The organism is Sphingomonas sp. NPDC019816 (assembly GCF_050274375.1).
Lineage (GTDB): Bacteria > Pseudomonadota > Alphaproteobacteria > Sphingomonadales > Sphingomonadaceae > Sphingomonas.
Genome location: NZ_JBNNOB010000089.1, coordinates 1 through 15705 on the forward strand (window position 1 = coordinate 1; position 15705 = coordinate 15705).

21 protein-coding genes and 1 pseudogene are annotated in these 15705 nt (G+C 65.1%); 21 read left to right on the forward strand and 1 reads right to left on the reverse strand.

Features of this window, described 5'->3' with window-relative positions; all coding sequences use genetic code 11:
* Positions 1-62: 62 nt before the first annotated feature.
* Genes ACQKJZ_RS12940 through ACQKJZ_RS12955 form a run of 4 tightly spaced genes read left to right on the forward strand, consistent with a single transcriptional unit; the run spans position 63 to position 2357 of the window.
* Positions 63-962 (forward strand): ArdC family protein, encoded by a 900-nt coding sequence (locus ACQKJZ_RS12940; protein WP_427731452.1) that lies wholly within the window; start codon positions 63-65, stop codon positions 960-962.
* 43 nt (positions 963-1005) lie between these two features.
* A complete protein-coding gene (locus ACQKJZ_RS12945) occupies positions 1006-1614 on the forward strand; it encodes a DUF6927 domain-containing protein (protein WP_062787886.1) in 609 nt (202 codons plus the stop codon).
* The gene (locus ACQKJZ_RS12950) at positions 1615-1857 is read left to right on the forward strand and encodes a hypothetical protein (protein ID WP_312844751.1); all 243 of its coding nucleotides are present in this window, start codon (positions 1615-1617) and stop codon (positions 1855-1857) included.
* Between the two features lie 17 nt (positions 1858-1874).
* On the forward strand, positions 1875-2357 hold the full coding sequence (locus ACQKJZ_RS12955) for a thermonuclease family protein (protein ID WP_394854294.1): 483 nt from the start codon (positions 1875-1877) through the stop codon (positions 2355-2357).
* 3 nt (positions 2358-2360) lie between these two features.
* Here ACQKJZ_RS12955 and ACQKJZ_RS12960 read toward each other — a convergent pair.
* A pseudogene (locus ACQKJZ_RS12960) lies at positions 2361-2848 on the reverse strand (hypothetical protein).
* A gap of 87 nt (positions 2849-2935) precedes the next feature.
* Here ACQKJZ_RS12960 and ACQKJZ_RS12965 point away from each other — a divergent pair.
* The 17 genes from ACQKJZ_RS12965 to ACQKJZ_RS13045 all read left to right on the forward strand — a co-directional run bounded on the left by ACQKJZ_RS12965 (position 2936) and on the right by ACQKJZ_RS13045 (position 15679).
* Positions 2936-3949 carry a DUF7221 family queuine tRNA-ribosyltransferase-like protein gene (locus ACQKJZ_RS12965; protein ID WP_288806364.1) on the forward strand — a complete coding sequence of 338 codons (1014 nt, stop codon included), beginning with the start codon at positions 2936-2938 and terminating at the stop codon, positions 3947-3949.
* Positions 3950-4046: 97 nt separating this feature from the next.
* Positions 4047-5666: a PRTRC system ParB family protein gene (locus ACQKJZ_RS12970; protein WP_371421310.1), complete on the forward strand. Its 1620-nt coding sequence runs from the start codon at positions 4047-4049 to the stop codon at positions 5664-5666.
* Positions 5667-5699: 33 nt separating this feature from the next.
* Positions 5700-6131: a PRTRC system protein E gene (locus ACQKJZ_RS12975; RefSeq protein WP_062787879.1), complete on the forward strand. Its 432-nt coding sequence runs from the start codon at positions 5700-5702 to the stop codon at positions 6129-6131.
* 45 nt (positions 6132-6176) lie between these two features.
* A complete protein-coding gene (locus tag ACQKJZ_RS12980; protein WP_030090566.1) occupies positions 6177-6383 on the forward strand; it encodes a PRTRC system protein C in 207 nt (68 codons plus the stop codon).
* A 167-nt stretch (positions 6384-6550) separates the two neighbouring features.
* On the forward strand, positions 6551-7546 hold the full coding sequence (locus ACQKJZ_RS12985; RefSeq protein WP_228227686.1) for a hypothetical protein: 996 nt from the start codon (positions 6551-6553) through the stop codon (positions 7544-7546).
* Between the two features lie 10 nt (positions 7547-7556).
* Positions 7557-8387: a PRTRC system protein B gene (locus ACQKJZ_RS12990; RefSeq protein ID WP_030090568.1), complete on the forward strand. Its 831-nt coding sequence runs from the start codon at positions 7557-7559 to the stop codon at positions 8385-8387.
* Positions 8384-9037 (forward strand): PRTRC system protein A, encoded by a 654-nt coding sequence (locus tag ACQKJZ_RS12995; RefSeq protein ID WP_030090569.1) that lies wholly within the window; start codon positions 8384-8386, stop codon positions 9035-9037. The genes ACQKJZ_RS12990 and ACQKJZ_RS12995 overlap by 4 nt, the downstream gene beginning before the upstream one ends.
* Positions 9034-9792, forward strand: coding sequence for a PRTRC system ThiF family protein (locus ACQKJZ_RS13000; RefSeq protein WP_030090570.1), 759 nt, complete (start codon positions 9034-9036; stop codon positions 9790-9792). Before ACQKJZ_RS12995 ends, ACQKJZ_RS13000 begins: the two co-directional genes overlap by 4 nt.
* Before the next feature lie 93 nt (positions 9793-9885).
* Complete coding sequence (locus tag ACQKJZ_RS13005) at positions 9886-10530, forward strand: hypothetical protein (RefSeq protein WP_030090571.1); 645 nt, start codon at positions 9886-9888, stop codon at positions 10528-10530.
* A gap of 20 nt (positions 10531-10550) precedes the next feature.
* A complete protein-coding gene (locus ACQKJZ_RS13010) occupies positions 10551-11834 on the forward strand; it encodes a hypothetical protein (RefSeq protein ID WP_030090572.1) in 1284 nt (427 codons plus the stop codon).
* 18 nt (positions 11835-11852) lie between these two features.
* Positions 11853-12689 carry a hypothetical protein gene (locus ACQKJZ_RS13015; RefSeq protein ID WP_030090573.1) on the forward strand — a complete coding sequence of 279 codons (837 nt, stop codon included), beginning with the start codon at positions 11853-11855 and terminating at the stop codon, positions 12687-12689.
* A gap of 56 nt (positions 12690-12745) precedes the next feature.
* On the forward strand, positions 12746-13696 hold the full coding sequence (locus ACQKJZ_RS13020) for a hypothetical protein (RefSeq protein WP_062787876.1): 951 nt from the start codon (positions 12746-12748) through the stop codon (positions 13694-13696).
* Complete coding sequence (locus ACQKJZ_RS13025) at positions 13693-14043, forward strand: DUF3768 domain-containing protein (protein WP_030090586.1); 351 nt, start codon at positions 13693-13695, stop codon at positions 14041-14043. The genes ACQKJZ_RS13020 and ACQKJZ_RS13025 overlap by 4 nt, the downstream gene beginning before the upstream one ends.
* A gap of 45 nt (positions 14044-14088) precedes the next feature.
* Positions 14089-14283 (forward strand): hypothetical protein, encoded by a 195-nt coding sequence (locus tag ACQKJZ_RS13030; protein WP_083216155.1) that lies wholly within the window; start codon positions 14089-14091, stop codon positions 14281-14283.
* Positions 14280-14609 (forward strand): hypothetical protein, encoded by a 330-nt coding sequence (locus tag ACQKJZ_RS13035; RefSeq protein WP_427731451.1) that lies wholly within the window; start codon positions 14280-14282, stop codon positions 14607-14609. Before ACQKJZ_RS13030 ends, ACQKJZ_RS13035 begins: the two co-directional genes overlap by 4 nt.
* Positions 14610-14682: 73 nt before the next feature.
* The gene (locus tag ACQKJZ_RS13040; protein ID WP_030090587.1) at positions 14683-15003 is read left to right on the forward strand and encodes a DUF7673 family protein; all 321 of its coding nucleotides are present in this window, start codon (positions 14683-14685) and stop codon (positions 15001-15003) included.
* A gap of 163 nt (positions 15004-15166) precedes the next feature.
* Complete coding sequence (locus ACQKJZ_RS13045) at positions 15167-15679, forward strand: DUF736 domain-containing protein (protein ID WP_062787872.1); 513 nt, start codon at positions 15167-15169, stop codon at positions 15677-15679.
* Positions 15680-15705 lie beyond the last annotated feature (26 nt).

The window sequence follows — 15705 nt, forward strand, 5'->3', positions numbered from 1 at the left end:
TTTTTTTTTTTTTTTTTTTTTTTTTTTTTTTTTTTTTTTTTTTTTTTTTCGTCGCGGCCGAAATCACCAACCTCATCATCAGAAAGCTGGAAGAAGGCGTCCCGCCCTGGACTCGGCCCTGGCGGGTTGCCGGCGCCGGTGGCCGTCCGCTCCGACACTGCGGCACGCCCTATACCGGGATCAACACGGTCTATCTTTGGGCGATCGCAGACGCGAACGGCTATCGCTCGCGCTACTGGATGACGTATCGCCAGGCCGAAGCGCTCGGCGGCCATGTTCGCCGGGGGGAGCACGGCTCGCTCTCGGTCTATTATTCGAGCTTCAAAAAGACCGAGTCGGACCGGGTGACCGGTGCCGAGAGCGAACGCAGCATTCGTTTCCTTCGCCATTATCTCGTGTTCAACGCCGATCAGATCGATGGGCTGCCCGCCTATTTCTATCCGGACGACGCGACCCCTGCGCCGATCGATCCATCTGCGCGGCAAGCTGCCATCGACGAGTTCTTCGATCATGTGCCGGCAGATGTTCGACATGGCGGCGATCGCGCCTTCTTCCACCCGACATTTGATTTCATCCAGATGCCGCACCGGCGGTCATTCACAACGATGGATCATTACGCCTCGGTGAGGGCACACGAGACCGTTCATTGGTCAGGCGGCAGCTCGCGCCTTGCCCGGACCTTCGGCAAGCGGTTCGGCGACAAAGCTTATAGTTTCGAGGAGCTTGTGGCTGAGATCGGAAGCGGCCTGATTTGCGCGCATTTGGATCTGCCGAACGAACTGCACGACAATCATGCGAGCTACGTCGCCCACTGGCTCGGCATTTTGCGCGCGGACAAGACCGCAATCATTCACGCCGCCTCGAAAGCTGAGCAGGCCTTCAACTACCTTCTGGCGTTTGGCGACAGCGACGACACGGCGTCATCGGCCGAGGGGGTCAGGCAGATCCTCGAGGCGGCCTGACCGCCGCTAATCCGAATTTTCCCCGACATCACAGGAGATACCGATGGGCTGGCTCACCATGTCCCGTTTCCACATGGGCGGACACAAGACCGCCAAGGATTATCTGGACGCGCAATTCACCTATAGCCGCGAGGCGGACGGGACGATCAAGGGACTGAAGGTGCTCGCCTCATCCTGCCCCCAGAATCGCACCTATTATGCTGCGGCTCAGGTGATGATCGACGGCGTCGGCAAGGAGGTTTTCGCGATCGTCTGCAAGGTGATGTGGAATCCCAAAAGCAAGTCCGGCGAGCATTTCGGCTACAAGGATATGGACGAATCTGTCGGCCCCTATGAGGATAGCTGTCCCCGCCACATTCTCGACCTTCTGACCCCGACCGACCGGGAGCACGCCCTCGACTGGCGCGCGCGGTGCCGTGCCAACCTGGCCCGCCGATCGCGCAAGATCGAGGACGGCGACCGGATCAAACTGGCCCAGGCGCTGACCTTCTCCGATGGTCATGTGGGTGACGAATTTATCGTCGTGAAGCGCGGCCGCCGCCTGAGTTTCCGCGATCCCGCGACTCGCTGCGGCTATGCGATCAGCCGGTTCATGGAGCGCGACTGGACGATCCTGCCGGTCACTAAGGTTCACAAGACGATCTTTGCATGAGTGCGTCAGCCAGTATCATTCCCGCAGCAGGGAGAAGCCATCATGTTTGCCGCGTGTCTTGAATTGTCGCCCAAGCGTCTGCAGCTTTGCAGCCGCGAGAACGCCAATCGCGTCGCAGGTCGCCTATTCGACGAGCGGCCGGGTAGGCTGTCGATCGTCCGCACTGGCGATCCGCTGCAACCATTCCGGGTCTGCACGACGCCGGCGGCCGATGATCATGTCGAGGTGGAGATGACATTTTGATCCGGATCGCGGCGGCCATCATCCTCGCGGGCGGAGCCGCTCTCGCATCGCCCTCATGGTCTCAGAGTTTCGACGCGAAGGCGCGGGCGCTCGATGGCGATACCGTGGCCGTCGATTTCCGGTTGCTTGGGGTCGACGCATTCGAGCGCGGGCAGCTCTGTCGGCGCGCCTCGGGATGTTGGCAGTGTGGGAAGGCCGCACAGGATTTCGCCGCGAACGCCCTGCGTTCCAAGGCCGCGACGATCCGGCTCGTGTCTTCGTCTTCTTATGGCCGCCCCGTTGCGGTCGTTACAGTCGACGGCGCGGATTTGGGAGAGCGTCTTATCCGCGCGGGTCTCGCGACCCCGCAGGCGAGTTATCTCAGAGACGATCCCGCTCGCCTGCGCGCATATAATGCGGCCTTCGCTTCGGCCAGGAGGCAAAGGGCAGGGGCCTTTGCCGGAGACTGGATCGAACCGTCGCGCTGGCGGCACGGGAACCGCCTGAGCTGCGAGCGCTGATGGTCAGGCCGACAAAGTCGGGTCGGCCACCAAGATGGTCCCTGCTCGAAATTTCCGTCCATCCTGACCAACGGCCCATCGGGCGCGTCGGCCACATAGGGGTTCACGAGCGGCATCACCGTCTCCTTCAGGCGCTTCTGTTCGCCTGCGATGCGCCCGCGCCGCTCCAGCAGATCCTCCAGCCATTCAAGATCGTCGAGCATCGACACCACGCCGCGGCCGGCGAGGCAGAAATAGATGCAGCGCTGAAAATCGTCGGCACCATCATTGCCCAGGATCTCCGCCAGCTTCAGCTTGCCCGCCGAAACCCCTTCATGCACCCAGCTTACCGCCTCGCGCAGCTCCCGCACCGAATAGTAGGCGTCCTCGACATGAATGCCGATCGCCGCATTGGCGATCATCCGACGGGTCGGCCGGTTCTCCATATCCAGCGCCGCATCCCGCAGCGTTATGTCGAGATCGAACAGGTGTCGGATGCTGGGCGTCGTCATGGCAAATCTCCTACTCATTAGAACGTAACGTGAACATGCGCGACCGTCAATTGTCCGCGTGCTTCCGTTGCGAGCGGAGCGCGCATCATGCCCATCAACGTCATCGTCGGCCTTCCGCACCTGAACGATGGGCCGATCCTTCAGCGGGCACGCGCGCTTGGCCGGACCGCGCTCATCTCGGCGAACGCGCTTTCACGTTGGTCCGAAAAGCGCGGCTGGCGGGAATGGACCGGATGGCGCCTGGGGCAACTCCAGAATGCACGGGGTTTGTCCGGCCTCTGCCTGGACTCCGCAGGCTTCGTCGCGACTGCGCGCTATGGTGGCTTCCCGTGGTCCCTGTCGGACTATGTATCGCTCGCGGCGGCCTATCCATTCCAATGGTGGGCAAGTGCCGATTACTGCGTCGAGGCTGAGATCGCGCGAGATCGCGACGAAGTCTTCGACCGCCTGTCGCGCACCATCCGCGCCAATCGCGACTGCCGCATCCTGGGCGAGGATGCCGGAATAGCCGACAGACTGATGCCTGTGATCCAGGGCCGGCGACCATCCGACTATGAGCGCTGTGTCGATGCGCTCTGGGGTTCGCTCCGCCCCGGCGCATTGATCGGTGTCGGAAGCATGTGCCGGCGCGATATTCACGGACCGGAAGGCCTGATCGCGGTCATCGACCATCTCGATCAGATTCTTCCGGCCGGTGTTCTGCTCCACGCATTCGGCGTCAAGGGCACGGCACTGCCCTTCCTTCTGCCTTTCGCACACCGGGTCGCGTCGATCGACAGCCAGGCCTATGGCGTCGGTGCGCGTCGGGCAGCCCTGAAGGCGGGGATCTCCAAGACCGATCGCGTCGTGGCCGATTACATGGAGCAATGGCTCGCCGGTCAGTACCACCGACTAACCGAGCGGCCGCGCCGCCTTCCGCAGCAACGGCCTGCTGACGCAGATCCTCCGCCGATCGATCCCTGGGAGGCCGCAATCGCGCAGGCCCGTACCCAAATCCGCGATCTCATCGAGTCCGGCGATCTTGATCATGATGAGATGTTCGAGCCGTGGCTCGAGCAATGGGCGGCCGACATCTTCCATGACCAGACGGCGGAGCGGTGAAAGGGGAGGGGGAGTGGAAGGGTGAGCATCAGGCTCACCGAAAGGGTGCGCGTCGCGAGCAAGCGCGTGCACCGCCATTCTCACTAGGAGAACCGCCTTGACCGCATCGCACCCTGTCGGGACCGCCATGGTCCCGCTCGCCCGGATTGCCGTGGGCTATAATCCGCGCCGCTATTTCGACCGGAAGAAGCATGACGAACTCGTCGCCTCCCTGCGTTTGCGAGGCATGCTGCAGCCGATGCTGGTTCGGCCCGCTGCCGACCTGCCGGAGCATTTCACGATCGTCGCGGGCGGTCGCCGCTACCGGGCCGCAATGGAAGCCTTCGGCGAAAACGCCGAGGTGCCGGTCCTGATCCGGGAGATGACCGACCAGGAGGCGCTCGACGCGGCGATTGCCGAAAACGACGATCGCGATGATCCTTCCGAGACCGAGCAGGCGGACGCGGCCGTTCGCTATCTCGCGGCGTGCCAAGGCGACCGGGCTGAAGCTGCACGGCGGCTTGGCTGGTCCCGCGCAAAGCTGGACCGCCGGCTCGCGCTCGCCGACCTTTCCGAGACCGTCAAAACCGCGCTCGACGAGCGCCGGATCAAGGTCGGACACGCCGAATTGCTCGCCGCCGTTCCCGCCGACAAGCAGGACAAGGCGCTCGAGACGATCATCGCGGCCGGCCTTGACATCGCAAAGACCCGCGATCTTCTCATGAAGGTCACGCAGCGCCTCGCCGATGCCCTGTTCGACAAAACGGAATGCACCACCTGTCCGTTCAATTCAGGGACGCAGCGCGCCCTGTTCGACACCCATGTCGACGATGGCCACTGCACCAACGCTACCTGCTTCCAGCTAAAGACCGAGGCGGTCGAAGCTGCACGCCGTGATGCGGAGGCGGCCGCCGAGGCCGAGGACGCCGCCGCAGCGATCGAACACGATGACGGCGATGATGACGCTCTCGCCGACGATGGCGACGAAAACGAGGACGGCGGTGAGATCGGCGGTCTGACCGATGACGCAGCGCCTTCAGCACCTCTGGTCGGTCGCGGAACCGTCGTGCGCAAGGTTTCCACCAGCACCGGGCCCAGTGTTACCGCAAAGTCCATCGCAGGCCGCACGACCGACCTGCGGGAGGCGACATGGCGCACGGCGCTCGCCCGCGGGCTGGCCGACGATCCTTTGAACGCCCAGGCGGCGATCCTCGTGGCAGCGCTGACCGGCACGCTTTCGCACATCAAGTCAGGCACTTTGACCTCGCGCGCTGCACTGCTGGTCGACGCCGCGTTCCCCGATCGCGGTTTCAAGGAAAAGATCGCAGAGATCCGCGAGCTATCGGAAGTTCAGGCCACCACGGTGCTGGCTGCGATCGGGGCAGCATATGCCCGGGACGTCCAGTCGTTCGCGCACGTCGCCGATCTCGCCGGCGCCTTCGGCATCGACATCCGGACAGTCTGGCAGGTCGATCGCGCTTTTCTCGAACGATACACGAAGGACGAGCTCAAGTTCATTGCCGCCGAGAGCGGCCTGGTCGCGCACATGGGCGAGAAGGCATTCGCAAAGTTGCTCGGCGCCAAGAAGGGCGACCTGATCTCCGGCATGTTGAATGCTGTCGGGTTCGATTGGGCTGGCCGGGTGCCAAGCGCGATGGCCCTCGATGGCCGCTATGCGCCGCCCAATTCGCTTCCGCCCGCCAAGGCCGACGAGGTTGTCACCGAACTGGCCGCCTGACCTCGCCCAACTTTCCAATCAAGGAATCCCACAATGCTGATCACCAATCTTCTGCCCATGCTGGGCAACTATTCGCTCGCCTTCGATCTTGTCGCCGGCGATGACGGTGTCGTTACCCTCATCATCATTCCCCGCGTCGCCGAAGGCAAAACGCACAAGGCCGAGGCCGGCGAGCTGCGTCCGATCTCGATCACAGCGACGGCCGCCGAGATCGATGCAGAGCTTGCGAAGGGCGCCGAGGGGGCGCTCGGTGGGCTGATTGCCACACGCATGGCGCTTGCCGATCAGATCGCGACCCAGCGGGACGCGGCCGAGGCCGCGCGCGCGGCGTCTGCGGAGGCGGCGAAGGCAAAGGCGGCATCGGCACCCGCCAAGCCGGTAGTCGCAGCGAGCACGCCGGCCGCGCCAGCGGCGGGCGCCCTGCCGGCCGATGCAAAATCGGAGGAGCCCGCCAGCCTCTGGTGATCGGAAGCAACCGACACCCTTTGCAATTCCAACAAGGACATTCCGATGCAGATCGACCATCTTGCCCGCGTCTACCGCTATGACGGTATCGACCTCCCGCAGCCGCCGCACCTTGCCAATGACCCGCAGGGGCTGCGCGCCTACCACGCCACCCTCTACCCGGCGATCCTCAATGCCGACCTGGTCGATGCCGGGGTTACTGGCGGTGTCCACGTCACCGAATATCGCCGAGCTGTCGGCACCAAGGGCTGACATGGCGCGCGTTCAAATGGCGGCCATCCCCGCCGCACCGCGCTGCACGCTGCTCCATTGGATCGAGAACGACCATGGCAACACTTCCGAACTCTCCCGGCCTGCCTGCAGCAAACAAGCCCAGGCCCTCCATGCGAAGATCATCCTCGACGCGGGCACGCGCGAGGATGGTCCTGCCGATCCTATCCCGCCACCCACAGGACTCTCCCTTCCTCCGCTCGGCTGATCTGGCAGGACGGACCGTCCATATCTCCCCTGATATTCCGGTGATGTTCGATCGACCTTTGGCGGCCCACCATAAGCTCGTCGGCAGTTGGGTCGCCTCGAAAGAGCAGGAGACAGTGCACCGCACGCGCCCTGAGGCGCGCCGACATATCGAACGGGTCTTCCAGACCGAGGTCCTCGAAAGCTTGCGGAGCTGCACGATCGCGGACCTGCGCGTCGTCGTGCTCAACGGCGAATCCTGCGGGGCGCCGGCGGTCGCGATCGTCTGCGACAGTGTCGGGCAGCTCGATCTCGGATGGATCGAGGACAGCAAGCGGCCGATCCCGTGGCGCGCGGCTGCGTATCGGGTGCTCGAGCGCACGCTCGGAAGTGCTCTCCCGATCTTCTGCTACGATGACCTCTTCGACAACATCTCGATGTACTATTGGGACGGCGAGACCGAGGACGCCGCTGCGCGCGAGGCCCTCGTTGCGCTCCATGGGGCTGACGACAGCGAGATCGCGGCCCAGACCATGCCGTCCGAAATGAACGCCAGGCGGCCAGAATGGATGCTCGCCGCGAGGGCAGCGCCCACGTCGAAGTTACCGACTGCCCTTCGTCGGGCTCTGCGCGAATTGCGGGATGCCCACGCGGCGCTCACCAATTTGCCTGACGAACATCACGCCTGGCGCCTCGAGATGGATGTTCTCTACGAATATGTCCCCGGTATCGAGGAATGTTCGCCGCTTCCGCCGCTGACACTCGTTCCCGTCGAACAGTTCGCGGTCGAGGTCGACGACGTCGGGCGTCACGGCATGGAATATGGTTTCATGGACGTGACGGGCCTTTGCCCAATGACGCACTCCACCGCGATCGATGTCTGGCATGCGTCACTCGCCGCCGGCGCGCGGCTGCTGCGGGCCGCCAAACATCTCATCGAACTCTATCCTCCCGAATAACGAGGCCGACATGACTGACCATTGCGTGCAGTTCGAGCGAACCGCAGGCGGCATGATGCTGACCAACGCCATCCTGCTCTACAGAAGCGACGGGGCTCGCGGCCTCGGCTCGCATCTTACCCCTGGCGAAGATGCCGAGGCATTCGCCAGCATCCATCAGATCGAGCACGACGCTATCGGCGCGCCGACCATCGCCGCTGGAACGCCTTTGACCCGGGCGCATCTGCGGCATTGGTCGCAGGCGCTCGGCCGCGTCGCCCCGCCGCAAATTCTCCCCGAAACGGTGCTTGTCGCCCATCCCGACCTGCTGGTCTGGTGGGTGCCCGCACAGGTGAGGACGGCCTATTTCGACCTCTCGGCGAAACTGGCTGGACTGCGTGCGCTTGGCGGCCGCGCGATCGTCCCGGTTGCCTATCCGGCACACGTCCTTGTCGCCACACGGCGCCGGCTTGGAGTCTTTGCGCTTGAGCGGAACGAGCGGCCCGCGGCCGAAACCGCCTTGCTTCATTCGCCGATCCTCAACGTCTTCCTCAACGGTTCCCTCTGCTGGGGTAACATTCCGAAGCCGACATCGCTGGATGTGTCCGCCATTCCCGAGTTCGAGCGCGCGCTTTTCGACTCCTGGTCGACCCATCCGAATCCGGGTCAGGAGCTGACGATCACGGGGAAGGGCGGTCTCGTGCGTCTCTGGGACACCCTCGCAGCGACCCGCGCGACCCGCTTCCCGGTCAAACGCTTGAGGCCGTTCCTCGGAGATCGTCGCCAGACCGCCCCGCGAGGCGCCGCCAAGGCCGACCCAGTGACGCTCGGCGACCTCATCTACGGAAGGTCCGGCCGATGACTGCCCTCGCCGAAGACCCGACCGCCGCCGCGGTACTGGCGGAGGCGCCTTGCTATCCCGTGCCGCCGGATGGGCGATCACCCGCGATCGAGGCCGTTCGCGAAGCCCGAGCAGGCAGCTGCCTCGCAATCGGCCGCGATGGTGTCTGCCTGATCTTGCGCCGGGCCTGGCTGGCTCTGGATCTGCCCGTGACACCGCCGATCCCGGCCTACCTGCCCTACGGGAGCATTGGAGTTCGCCGCGCGGACCTGCGTTGCGGCTTGATACCGGCGGAGCTGCTGCGGCAAGTCCTCGAGCACTTTCGCGCCGCGCTGCCCAACGAGGCCGCCGCCTTCATCCTCTGGGATGAGGCTAATCGGCGATTCTGGGTCGACTTCCCCCAGATCGACCGCGCGACGCCGTCACACCTCACTTATCGTCCGCCTGCGCTGCCGCCGCACCATCACCTCATCTGCGACATTCACAGCCATGGGCACGGCGCGGCCTTCTTCAGCGCAACCGACGACGCGGACGACGCGCACGCGACCAAGATCGCCCTGGTTGTCGGACGTCTGGGTCATACGGACGGCCCCGCATTTGCCTCGCGACTGTGCGCCGGAGGGATGTTCCTCCCGCTGCCGCGAAGCCCTTTTTTCAGGAGACGATCATGACCTCTGAGACGCCCCTTCGCCACTATCTGCCTGCGGCGCTCGGCAACCGCGCGATCAAAATCGTGCTTGTGGGATGCGGCGGCAACGGCGCGCAGATGCTGATGGGGCTCGCCTCGCTGGATACGGCGCTGCGGGCGATTTCGTCGCGTTCGCTCGATGTAACCGTCGTCGACGACGATATCGTCAGCGAGGCCAATCTTGGCCGGCAGCCCTTCTTCAGGTGCGACATCGGCAACTCGAAGGCCCGGACGTTAACCGAGCGGATCAATCTCGCCCACGGTCTGGCCTGGACGGCGGTGCATGGCCGGGCACCCGAGGCCGCGAAGCTCGACGGCACCGACATCGTCATCACTTGTGTCGATACCGCATCGGCGCGCCGGAGCGTCGGTGCGGCCATCGCCTCGGCCAGGAATGCGCCGGCCTATTGGCTGGATCTCGGCAACCGCGCTGGCGACGGGCAATATATCATCGGTTGCCCGAACGCTGAGCCCGAGGCCGGGCACCAGATCCTCCCGACAGTCCTCGAATATTTCCCCGAGGTCGCGAACGAGAGCCTGCCTGACGACGACGCGCCGTCGTGCTCGATGGCCGAAGCCCTCGAGCGCCAGTCGCTTTTCGTGAACCGGGTGGTGGCGAGCCACGCGCTGGCCCTTCTCTTCGATCTCGTTGGCCGCGGATCGATCGGCCACGCGGGCGCGTTCATCAATATCGCCACCGGGCAGGCCGTGCCGATCCCGCTACCGATCGCTGCTTGAATCTTCGGTCGAGCCCGAGGCCGGCCACGGGAGAAAGGGGAGGGGGAGAGGGCCGTTTGAGCGGATTTTCGCTCAAGACCGGAGGGCCATCCCATGACTTACGACGTCGCCATGCGCCACCAGCAGGCGCTCGACCCCAGCGCGCTGATCACCGTCGGCACCACCCTCCACGCGATCGGAGCCGCGATCAAGGATTGCCGCAACGCCGGCAAAGACGCCGAAACCGATCCCGCCGTGATCCTGCTCGTTCGCCACCTCAGCGCAGTGTGCGAAGATCGTCCGTCCAATCTCGAGCTTCGGCGCACCTGCATGGACCAGATCGCCGAAATCCGCCGAACGCCGGTCCTGCGCAACCTCGCCTATCGGGGCGTGAGCCATGACGAGGCCGCCAAGCGGCTCTTCCATTCGGAGGGCCGCACCGCAATGCGGCGCCTCGCCGACGCGCTGGGCCTATGCGACGGAACCTATGACATCCGCTCCAGCAAGGGCGGCCCTGCGGTTTCCGGCGAAATCACGCTCCATGGCGAGGAAGCATGGGTGCAGCTCTCGCTTGGCTGTTCGGGCCCGGGCCGGGAAGTCCTCTATCGCCGGGTTCGTGGCCGCGATGATCACTGCGGCGCGCGCAATCACTGGGCATCGGTCAATGATCTCATGGCGCCCGACCGTTTCGCCGACCGTCTGCGGCGCGACCTTCGTCTCACGCCGCCGGTCGAACAGCCGATGCGCCTCTTCGCCTGATCTCGACCGAGGCCGACCACATGATCCATGTCGAAAAAATCCCGCAGTTCGACCCCTGTTCGACTGCCACCTGGCTGGCCCGGGGCCGCGCACCGGAACATGCCGAAGCGATCGCGAAAGCCTGGCGCGACTTTCCGGACCTGGCGCCGACGGCTTCACCTGAAGATCGCATGGCGCGCACCCGCGCGCGCGTCCAGGCGATGAAGCCCGTCAACGACGCGATTGCCGCGCATAGCGAGGCCGAGCGCCAGGCGCGCAATTTCAGCTTCACCGAGGAGCGCGCCGTCTCAGGACGCGGTGATGAGCGCGATGCGGCGATCCTGCGTGGACGCGATCGTTATGGTTATGACTGGAATCTCGCGATCCGCTATGCCGATGGCTGGTACGCGGCCCATGTAGGTTGGAACCATTGTTCGCCGTCCAAGGCCGCAGAACGCCCGGCCTATGACTGCGGGTTCGCCGACGGCGGCGGCGACGTTGATGATCTCTTCGACGCGGCGCGCCGGGCCAATCGCGCTGCCGAACGAGCGCCCATCTCGATGCAGTCGCGGGGTGCGGTGCGATCGCTACCCTCGGACTGGCCGAAACCCAGCGACCGGCCCCGACCGACACCATGGTCGCGGCGGGTTATCATCCTGGGCGATCATCCGGCGGCGGCGCTCGGCCGAGGCGATATTTTGGAGCGCTATCGTAAGACAGGCGGCCGCTGCGGCGGTCACGCCATCATTCTCACCGCCACCAAGGGCTTCATATCCGGTGTGACCGCGCAGCCCGAGGCCGAGGAACTGACGGCGGAGCGGGCCGACGAGCTCATTGCCAGTCCCGAGCAGGAGGACCGGCTTCGCGCGCTCCTCGCCGGCATCGACATCGAGGATATCCTTGTCGCGCTGCACGGCGAATATCTGCGGGTTCTCGATACCCATTCGGCCGCATTGCCAACCTGTCGGAATCGCGAACGCACGCGCAACACGCCGCTGCAGGTCAAGGCGCACGCGAAACTCTGGATGGATCGAGGCCGCGAGGCCGGGAGCAATGTCGGCGCTGGCCACATCCGTTGGTCCAAGGCGACCAAGGGCCTGACTGCGAAGCTAGGCGAGCTGACGGCGCGCTATCAGGGGCCGGCGCCCGGCAAGGGGCATCTCGTCTCGATCGAACAGGACGGCACCCTCGCGCACGGCTTCATCGACCCCGGCGGGAAACCCCTCGCGCCGACGCTCATCGTCGGCAGCAAGGCCCGGTTGCGCGACGAGATGGCACGCGCGCTCCGCCTGTTCGGCGGGGCGACGAGATTTGCCGCCCGCTAACATTCGAGGATCCAAAACATGGAAACGAGCCGCAGCCAGCGCTGGCGCGAGCGCCGGGCGCTCTGGGCCCGCGATCTCACGGTCATCGATCCCAAATCCTATTCCGTCGAGATCATCGGACACGATGCCGCGCGCGCTTTCATTGCCCGCCATCATTATCTGCCGACCTATCCTGCGGCGCAGCTCGCGGTCGGGCTCTATGGCGCCGGGGCAGTCCTGGAAGGCGTCGCCGTCTTCGCCGTTCCGGCCACCGGAGCCGTAATCACGCGGCACACCGGCTTTGCCGATCCGCTACGCGGCTGCGTGCTCGCCCGCCTGATCCTGACAGACGCCGTGCCCCAGAACGGGGAGAGCTTCTTCGTCGCGCGGGCCTTTCGCCATCTGCGCCGCGAGAAGCCCGGAATCGAGGCCGTGGTTTCGTACAGCGACCCAAGCGCCGGACATATAGGCCGCGTCTATTGCGCGCTCTCGGCGGCGCACCGCGCCATTACGAGGCCGCGAACCGTCCTGCGCGCCGGCGACACAACGATCGCGGGGCGCACGCTCTCGAAGATCCGCCTTGGCGAGCGAGGCCATGCCGGCGCCATCGATCAGCTCGTTTCGCTTGGCCTGCCCAGGCCGGAGTTCGGGGAGATGCCTGCGACATGGCTTTGGCGGCTGCAACGCGAACGCCATCTCGTGCGCCATCAGCAGCCGGGTCTCTACGCCTATTGCTTCGAGCTCACCCGCGAAGCCCGCCGGCACGGCCGCGCACTGCCGCGACTTCCCTATCCAAAGGCCCTGCCGTTGGCGCACCCCACCTTTCAGTTCGATCTTCGCATCGAGGCCGAGAACCGCACAGCCGGCCGAGAATGAGGGGAGGGGGATCTTGAGGGTTGCGGCGATGGGCCGCGATCGAGGCCGAGAACTCCATGCACATCCCAAGCAACAGACGAGCGGTCGATACCATTCTGGTCGCCGCCCCGCCGCCCGTGGTCCTGGCCTATGGGATCGGTGTCGATTCCACGGCGCTGCTGATCGAACTCGAGGCGCGCGGCGAGGCGCCAGACCTGGTGCTGAGCGCCGATCCGGGCGCGGAGAAGCCCGAGACCTACGAATATCAGCGGATGATCGCCGCGTGGATGCACGCGCGCGGGATTCCCTATGAGATCGTCCGCTACGTGCCCAGACGCTTCAAGCACTGGCCGCCCTATTATTCGATCCTCGCCAATGTCCTGACCAATGCGACTTTGCCGAGCATCAGCCTGGGACGGCATAGTTGCAGCCTCAAATGGAAGGTGGCGCCGCAAGACGCTTTCCTGAAGCAATGGGCACCGGCTCGCGCCGCATGGGCGAATGGGCAGAAGGTCGAGCGGCTGATCGGCTACGACACGTCGCCCTCCGATTCCCGGCGTCATGCCCATGCTGCCGGGCTGGACGATCCGCTGTTCCAGTGCCGCTATCCGCTGCGCGAATGGAACTGGACGCGCGATCGCTGCATCGCCCGGATCGAGGCCGCCGGTCTCCCGGTGCCGCCCAAGTCGAGCTGCTTCTTCTGCGGCGCCATCCGGCCCGATGAAGTACGCGCCCTGCCGGCGTGGTGCCTTCGCTTGATTGTCCTGATTGAGGCCCGCGCCGAACCGCGCCTGCGCACCGTCGAGGGATTGTGGCGCCGATCGACCAGGACCCGGCCCGGCAGGATCACCGATTTCATCCGCGCCGAGCGGCTGCTCCCCGAGGCCGAGATCGACGCGATCCGTCGCGATGCGCCGACCGATCTCATCCGTTTCCAGGACGCCGCCAGCATCGTGCCGATCGCCGAGCGGCCGACGATGGAAGAATGGATCGCGAGTTTCAACGCCGGCTTGATGGAGGCAGCATGACCAGCACCATATCCCGGATCGCCGAGCTCAATGACCGCGTGCGGCTCGGCCTCGATCGAAACGCGCGGATCGTGATGACGGCGACCTGTCTCGCCACATTGGCAGGCGGCGACCGCATCGTCAGCGAAGCCGTCGCCCAGGCCGCGGTACTCGCGGCCGTCCGGCGCTACGAATTCAAGCCTGATGACGGCCCGGAACGCAACTACGGGCAGTTCGAGCTCGAGGGTCACATCGTCTGCTTTCGCATCGATTATTACGATCCCTCGCTCGAATGGGGCTCGGAAGATCCTGCCGACGCCGCGGTGACCGTCCGTGTCCTGACGATCATGCTCCCCTGCGACGATTGAGCCGATCAGTCGCCTCGCCAATTTCCAACCAAAATGGAGGTAATCTTGCGCCGCATCACACCCGCGACGTCCGAGGACGGACAAGCCATTGCGATTGCCGTTGAACGCCTGCGCGAAGCCCGTAACCTGCTGCGCAGGGCGGGCGCGCGCCGCGCGGCATCGGCAGCAGGTCAGGCCATCAACAGCGCCGAAGGCGCCGCGCGGCACGTCGCGCACAGAATGCGGAGGACACACGCATGAGCAGGCACATTCTCCCGCCCAAGGCCGGCCATCCCGACGTCATCTGCGCGGCGGTAGGCTGGGACCGACCGCTCCAGACCTGTTATGCTCAGGTGTGCTTTCGCACCGATGATGAGCCCGATGAAGGGGAAGCGCTGATCTGGGGGGGCACGGAACCGGGCGAGCTTCCCACGCCCGAGGCCGCGATCGCCGTTATCACGCCCTATGCGGAAATCCCGCCGAGGCTTGCCGAACAGCTCCTCGCCGACATGACCGCGACGATCGGCGAGAAGGATGGCCGGCACCAGGCCGAGGTCAAGCGGCGGCTGTTCGGCTCGATTCATTAGGATCGGGCCGTTCGAGGCAGAAACGCTTGCGCCCGGGTGTCGCCTCGATACCCTCTGCGCGCGGAGAAAACCGATGACGTCCGTACCGACAGATTATGATTCCGCCCGTGCGGCGCTGACACGGCTTATCCCGCTCGCCATGGGCGACACCGGGCAGGCGCGCCGCGTCGCGAACTTTCTGATGGCCTGGTGGAATGGCCCGGAGCTTGGTCATTTCGAGATCGCCGACATGTTCGGCCTCGACATCGACGTGGCAAACGACATCACGAGCGTGATCGGCTTTCTCGGCCAGAACGACCGCGGCGCCGTCTATATCGACGGTCTCGGTTTCGCCGAAGAGATGCAGGATGTCATTGCCCTGTGGCGGCCATCGGCAAGCGCTCCCCAGACTTGACACGCATCGCGTGATTGCGAGGCCCTGAAGTACCCGACGGCGCCGAAGTGGCGCGTCGGAGCGGCGCTGGCGCGCCTTACTCGGCCGAACGGCCGAGGAGAGGAGCGGGTGAGAGAAGGTGTTCGGACAAGGGGTTCGAGCGCACTTTCTCAGGAGACTTCCCATGAACATCGGCACCATCACCCAGAACGCCAGCGGCACCTACACCGGCAAAATCTCGACGCTCACGGTCGCGATCGTCATCGCCCTTCGCACCGTCCATTCCGCCAATCCGCGTGCGCCCAAGTTCGAGATCCTCGCGCTCTCGGCGGCACGCCAGTGGGTCCAGGTCGGCTCACTGTTCGAGCTGGCGTCCAATGCGACCGGCGAAATGTTCCTCAACGGCAAGATCGAGGATCCCAGCCTCGACAAGCCGCTCTACATCTCGGCGTTCCGTCAGGACGACGGCTCGTACAACATCGTCTGGTCGCGTCCCAACCGCCGCCGCGATGCGCCGACCGACACCGCCCCGGCCGACGACAGCCTGCCGCCGCTGCCCGGTGCGGACGAGCCGGCCAAGCCGAACGGCCTCGCCGGTACGGATGGCCTGGGTGAATCCTCGGCCGAGGGCGCGTTCGGCGGCGAGCCCGCGCAGGGCAATGGCCGCCGTCGCCGCACGCCCGAGATGGCCGACTGACGATCCTCTCTCCCTGCCGCGCGCGT

Excerpts from the sequence above, each read along its gene's own strand:
- ACQKJZ_RS12945 (WP_062787886.1), top strand. The coding sequence starts at position 1,006 with ATGGGCTGGCTCACCATGTCCCGTTTCCACATGGGCGGACACAAGACC.
- ACQKJZ_RS12965 (WP_288806364.1), top strand. The coding sequence starts at position 2,936 with ATGCCCATCAACGTCATCGTCGGCCTTCCGCACCTGAACGATGGGCCG.
- ACQKJZ_RS12975 (WP_062787879.1), top strand. The coding sequence starts at position 5,700 with ATGCTGATCACCAATCTTCTGCCCATGCTGGGCAACTATTCGCTCGCC.
- ACQKJZ_RS12980 (WP_030090566.1), top strand. The coding sequence starts at position 6,177 with ATGCAGATCGACCATCTTGCCCGCGTCTACCGCTATGACGGTATCGAC.
- ACQKJZ_RS12985 (WP_228227686.1), top strand. The coding sequence starts at position 6,551 with ATGGTCCTGCCGATCCTATCCCGCCACCCACAGGACTCTCCCTTCCTC.
- ACQKJZ_RS12990 (WP_030090568.1), top strand. The coding sequence starts at position 7,557 with ATGACTGACCATTGCGTGCAGTTCGAGCGAACCGCAGGCGGCATGATG.
- ACQKJZ_RS12995 (WP_030090569.1), top strand. The coding sequence starts at position 8,384 with ATGACTGCCCTCGCCGAAGACCCGACCGCCGCCGCGGTACTGGCGGAG.
- ACQKJZ_RS13000 (WP_030090570.1), top strand. The coding sequence starts at position 9,034 with ATGACCTCTGAGACGCCCCTTCGCCACTATCTGCCTGCGGCGCTCGGC.
- ACQKJZ_RS13005 (WP_030090571.1), top strand. The coding sequence starts at position 9,886 with ATGACTTACGACGTCGCCATGCGCCACCAGCAGGCGCTCGACCCCAGC.
- ACQKJZ_RS13010 (WP_030090572.1), top strand. The coding sequence starts at position 10,551 with ATGATCCATGTCGAAAAAATCCCGCAGTTCGACCCCTGTTCGACTGCC.
- ACQKJZ_RS13015 (WP_030090573.1), top strand. The coding sequence starts at position 11,853 with ATGGAAACGAGCCGCAGCCAGCGCTGGCGCGAGCGCCGGGCGCTCTGG.
- ACQKJZ_RS13020 (WP_062787876.1), top strand. The coding sequence starts at position 12,746 with ATGCACATCCCAAGCAACAGACGAGCGGTCGATACCATTCTGGTCGCC.
- ACQKJZ_RS13025 (WP_030090586.1), top strand. The coding sequence starts at position 13,693 with ATGACCAGCACCATATCCCGGATCGCCGAGCTCAATGACCGCGTGCGG.
- ACQKJZ_RS13035 (WP_427731451.1), top strand. The coding sequence starts at position 14,280 with ATGAGCAGGCACATTCTCCCGCCCAAGGCCGGCCATCCCGACGTCATC.
- ACQKJZ_RS13040 (WP_030090587.1), top strand. The coding sequence starts at position 14,683 with ATGACGTCCGTACCGACAGATTATGATTCCGCCCGTGCGGCGCTGACA.
- ACQKJZ_RS13045 (WP_062787872.1), top strand. The coding sequence starts at position 15,167 with ATGAACATCGGCACCATCACCCAGAACGCCAGCGGCACCTACACCGGC.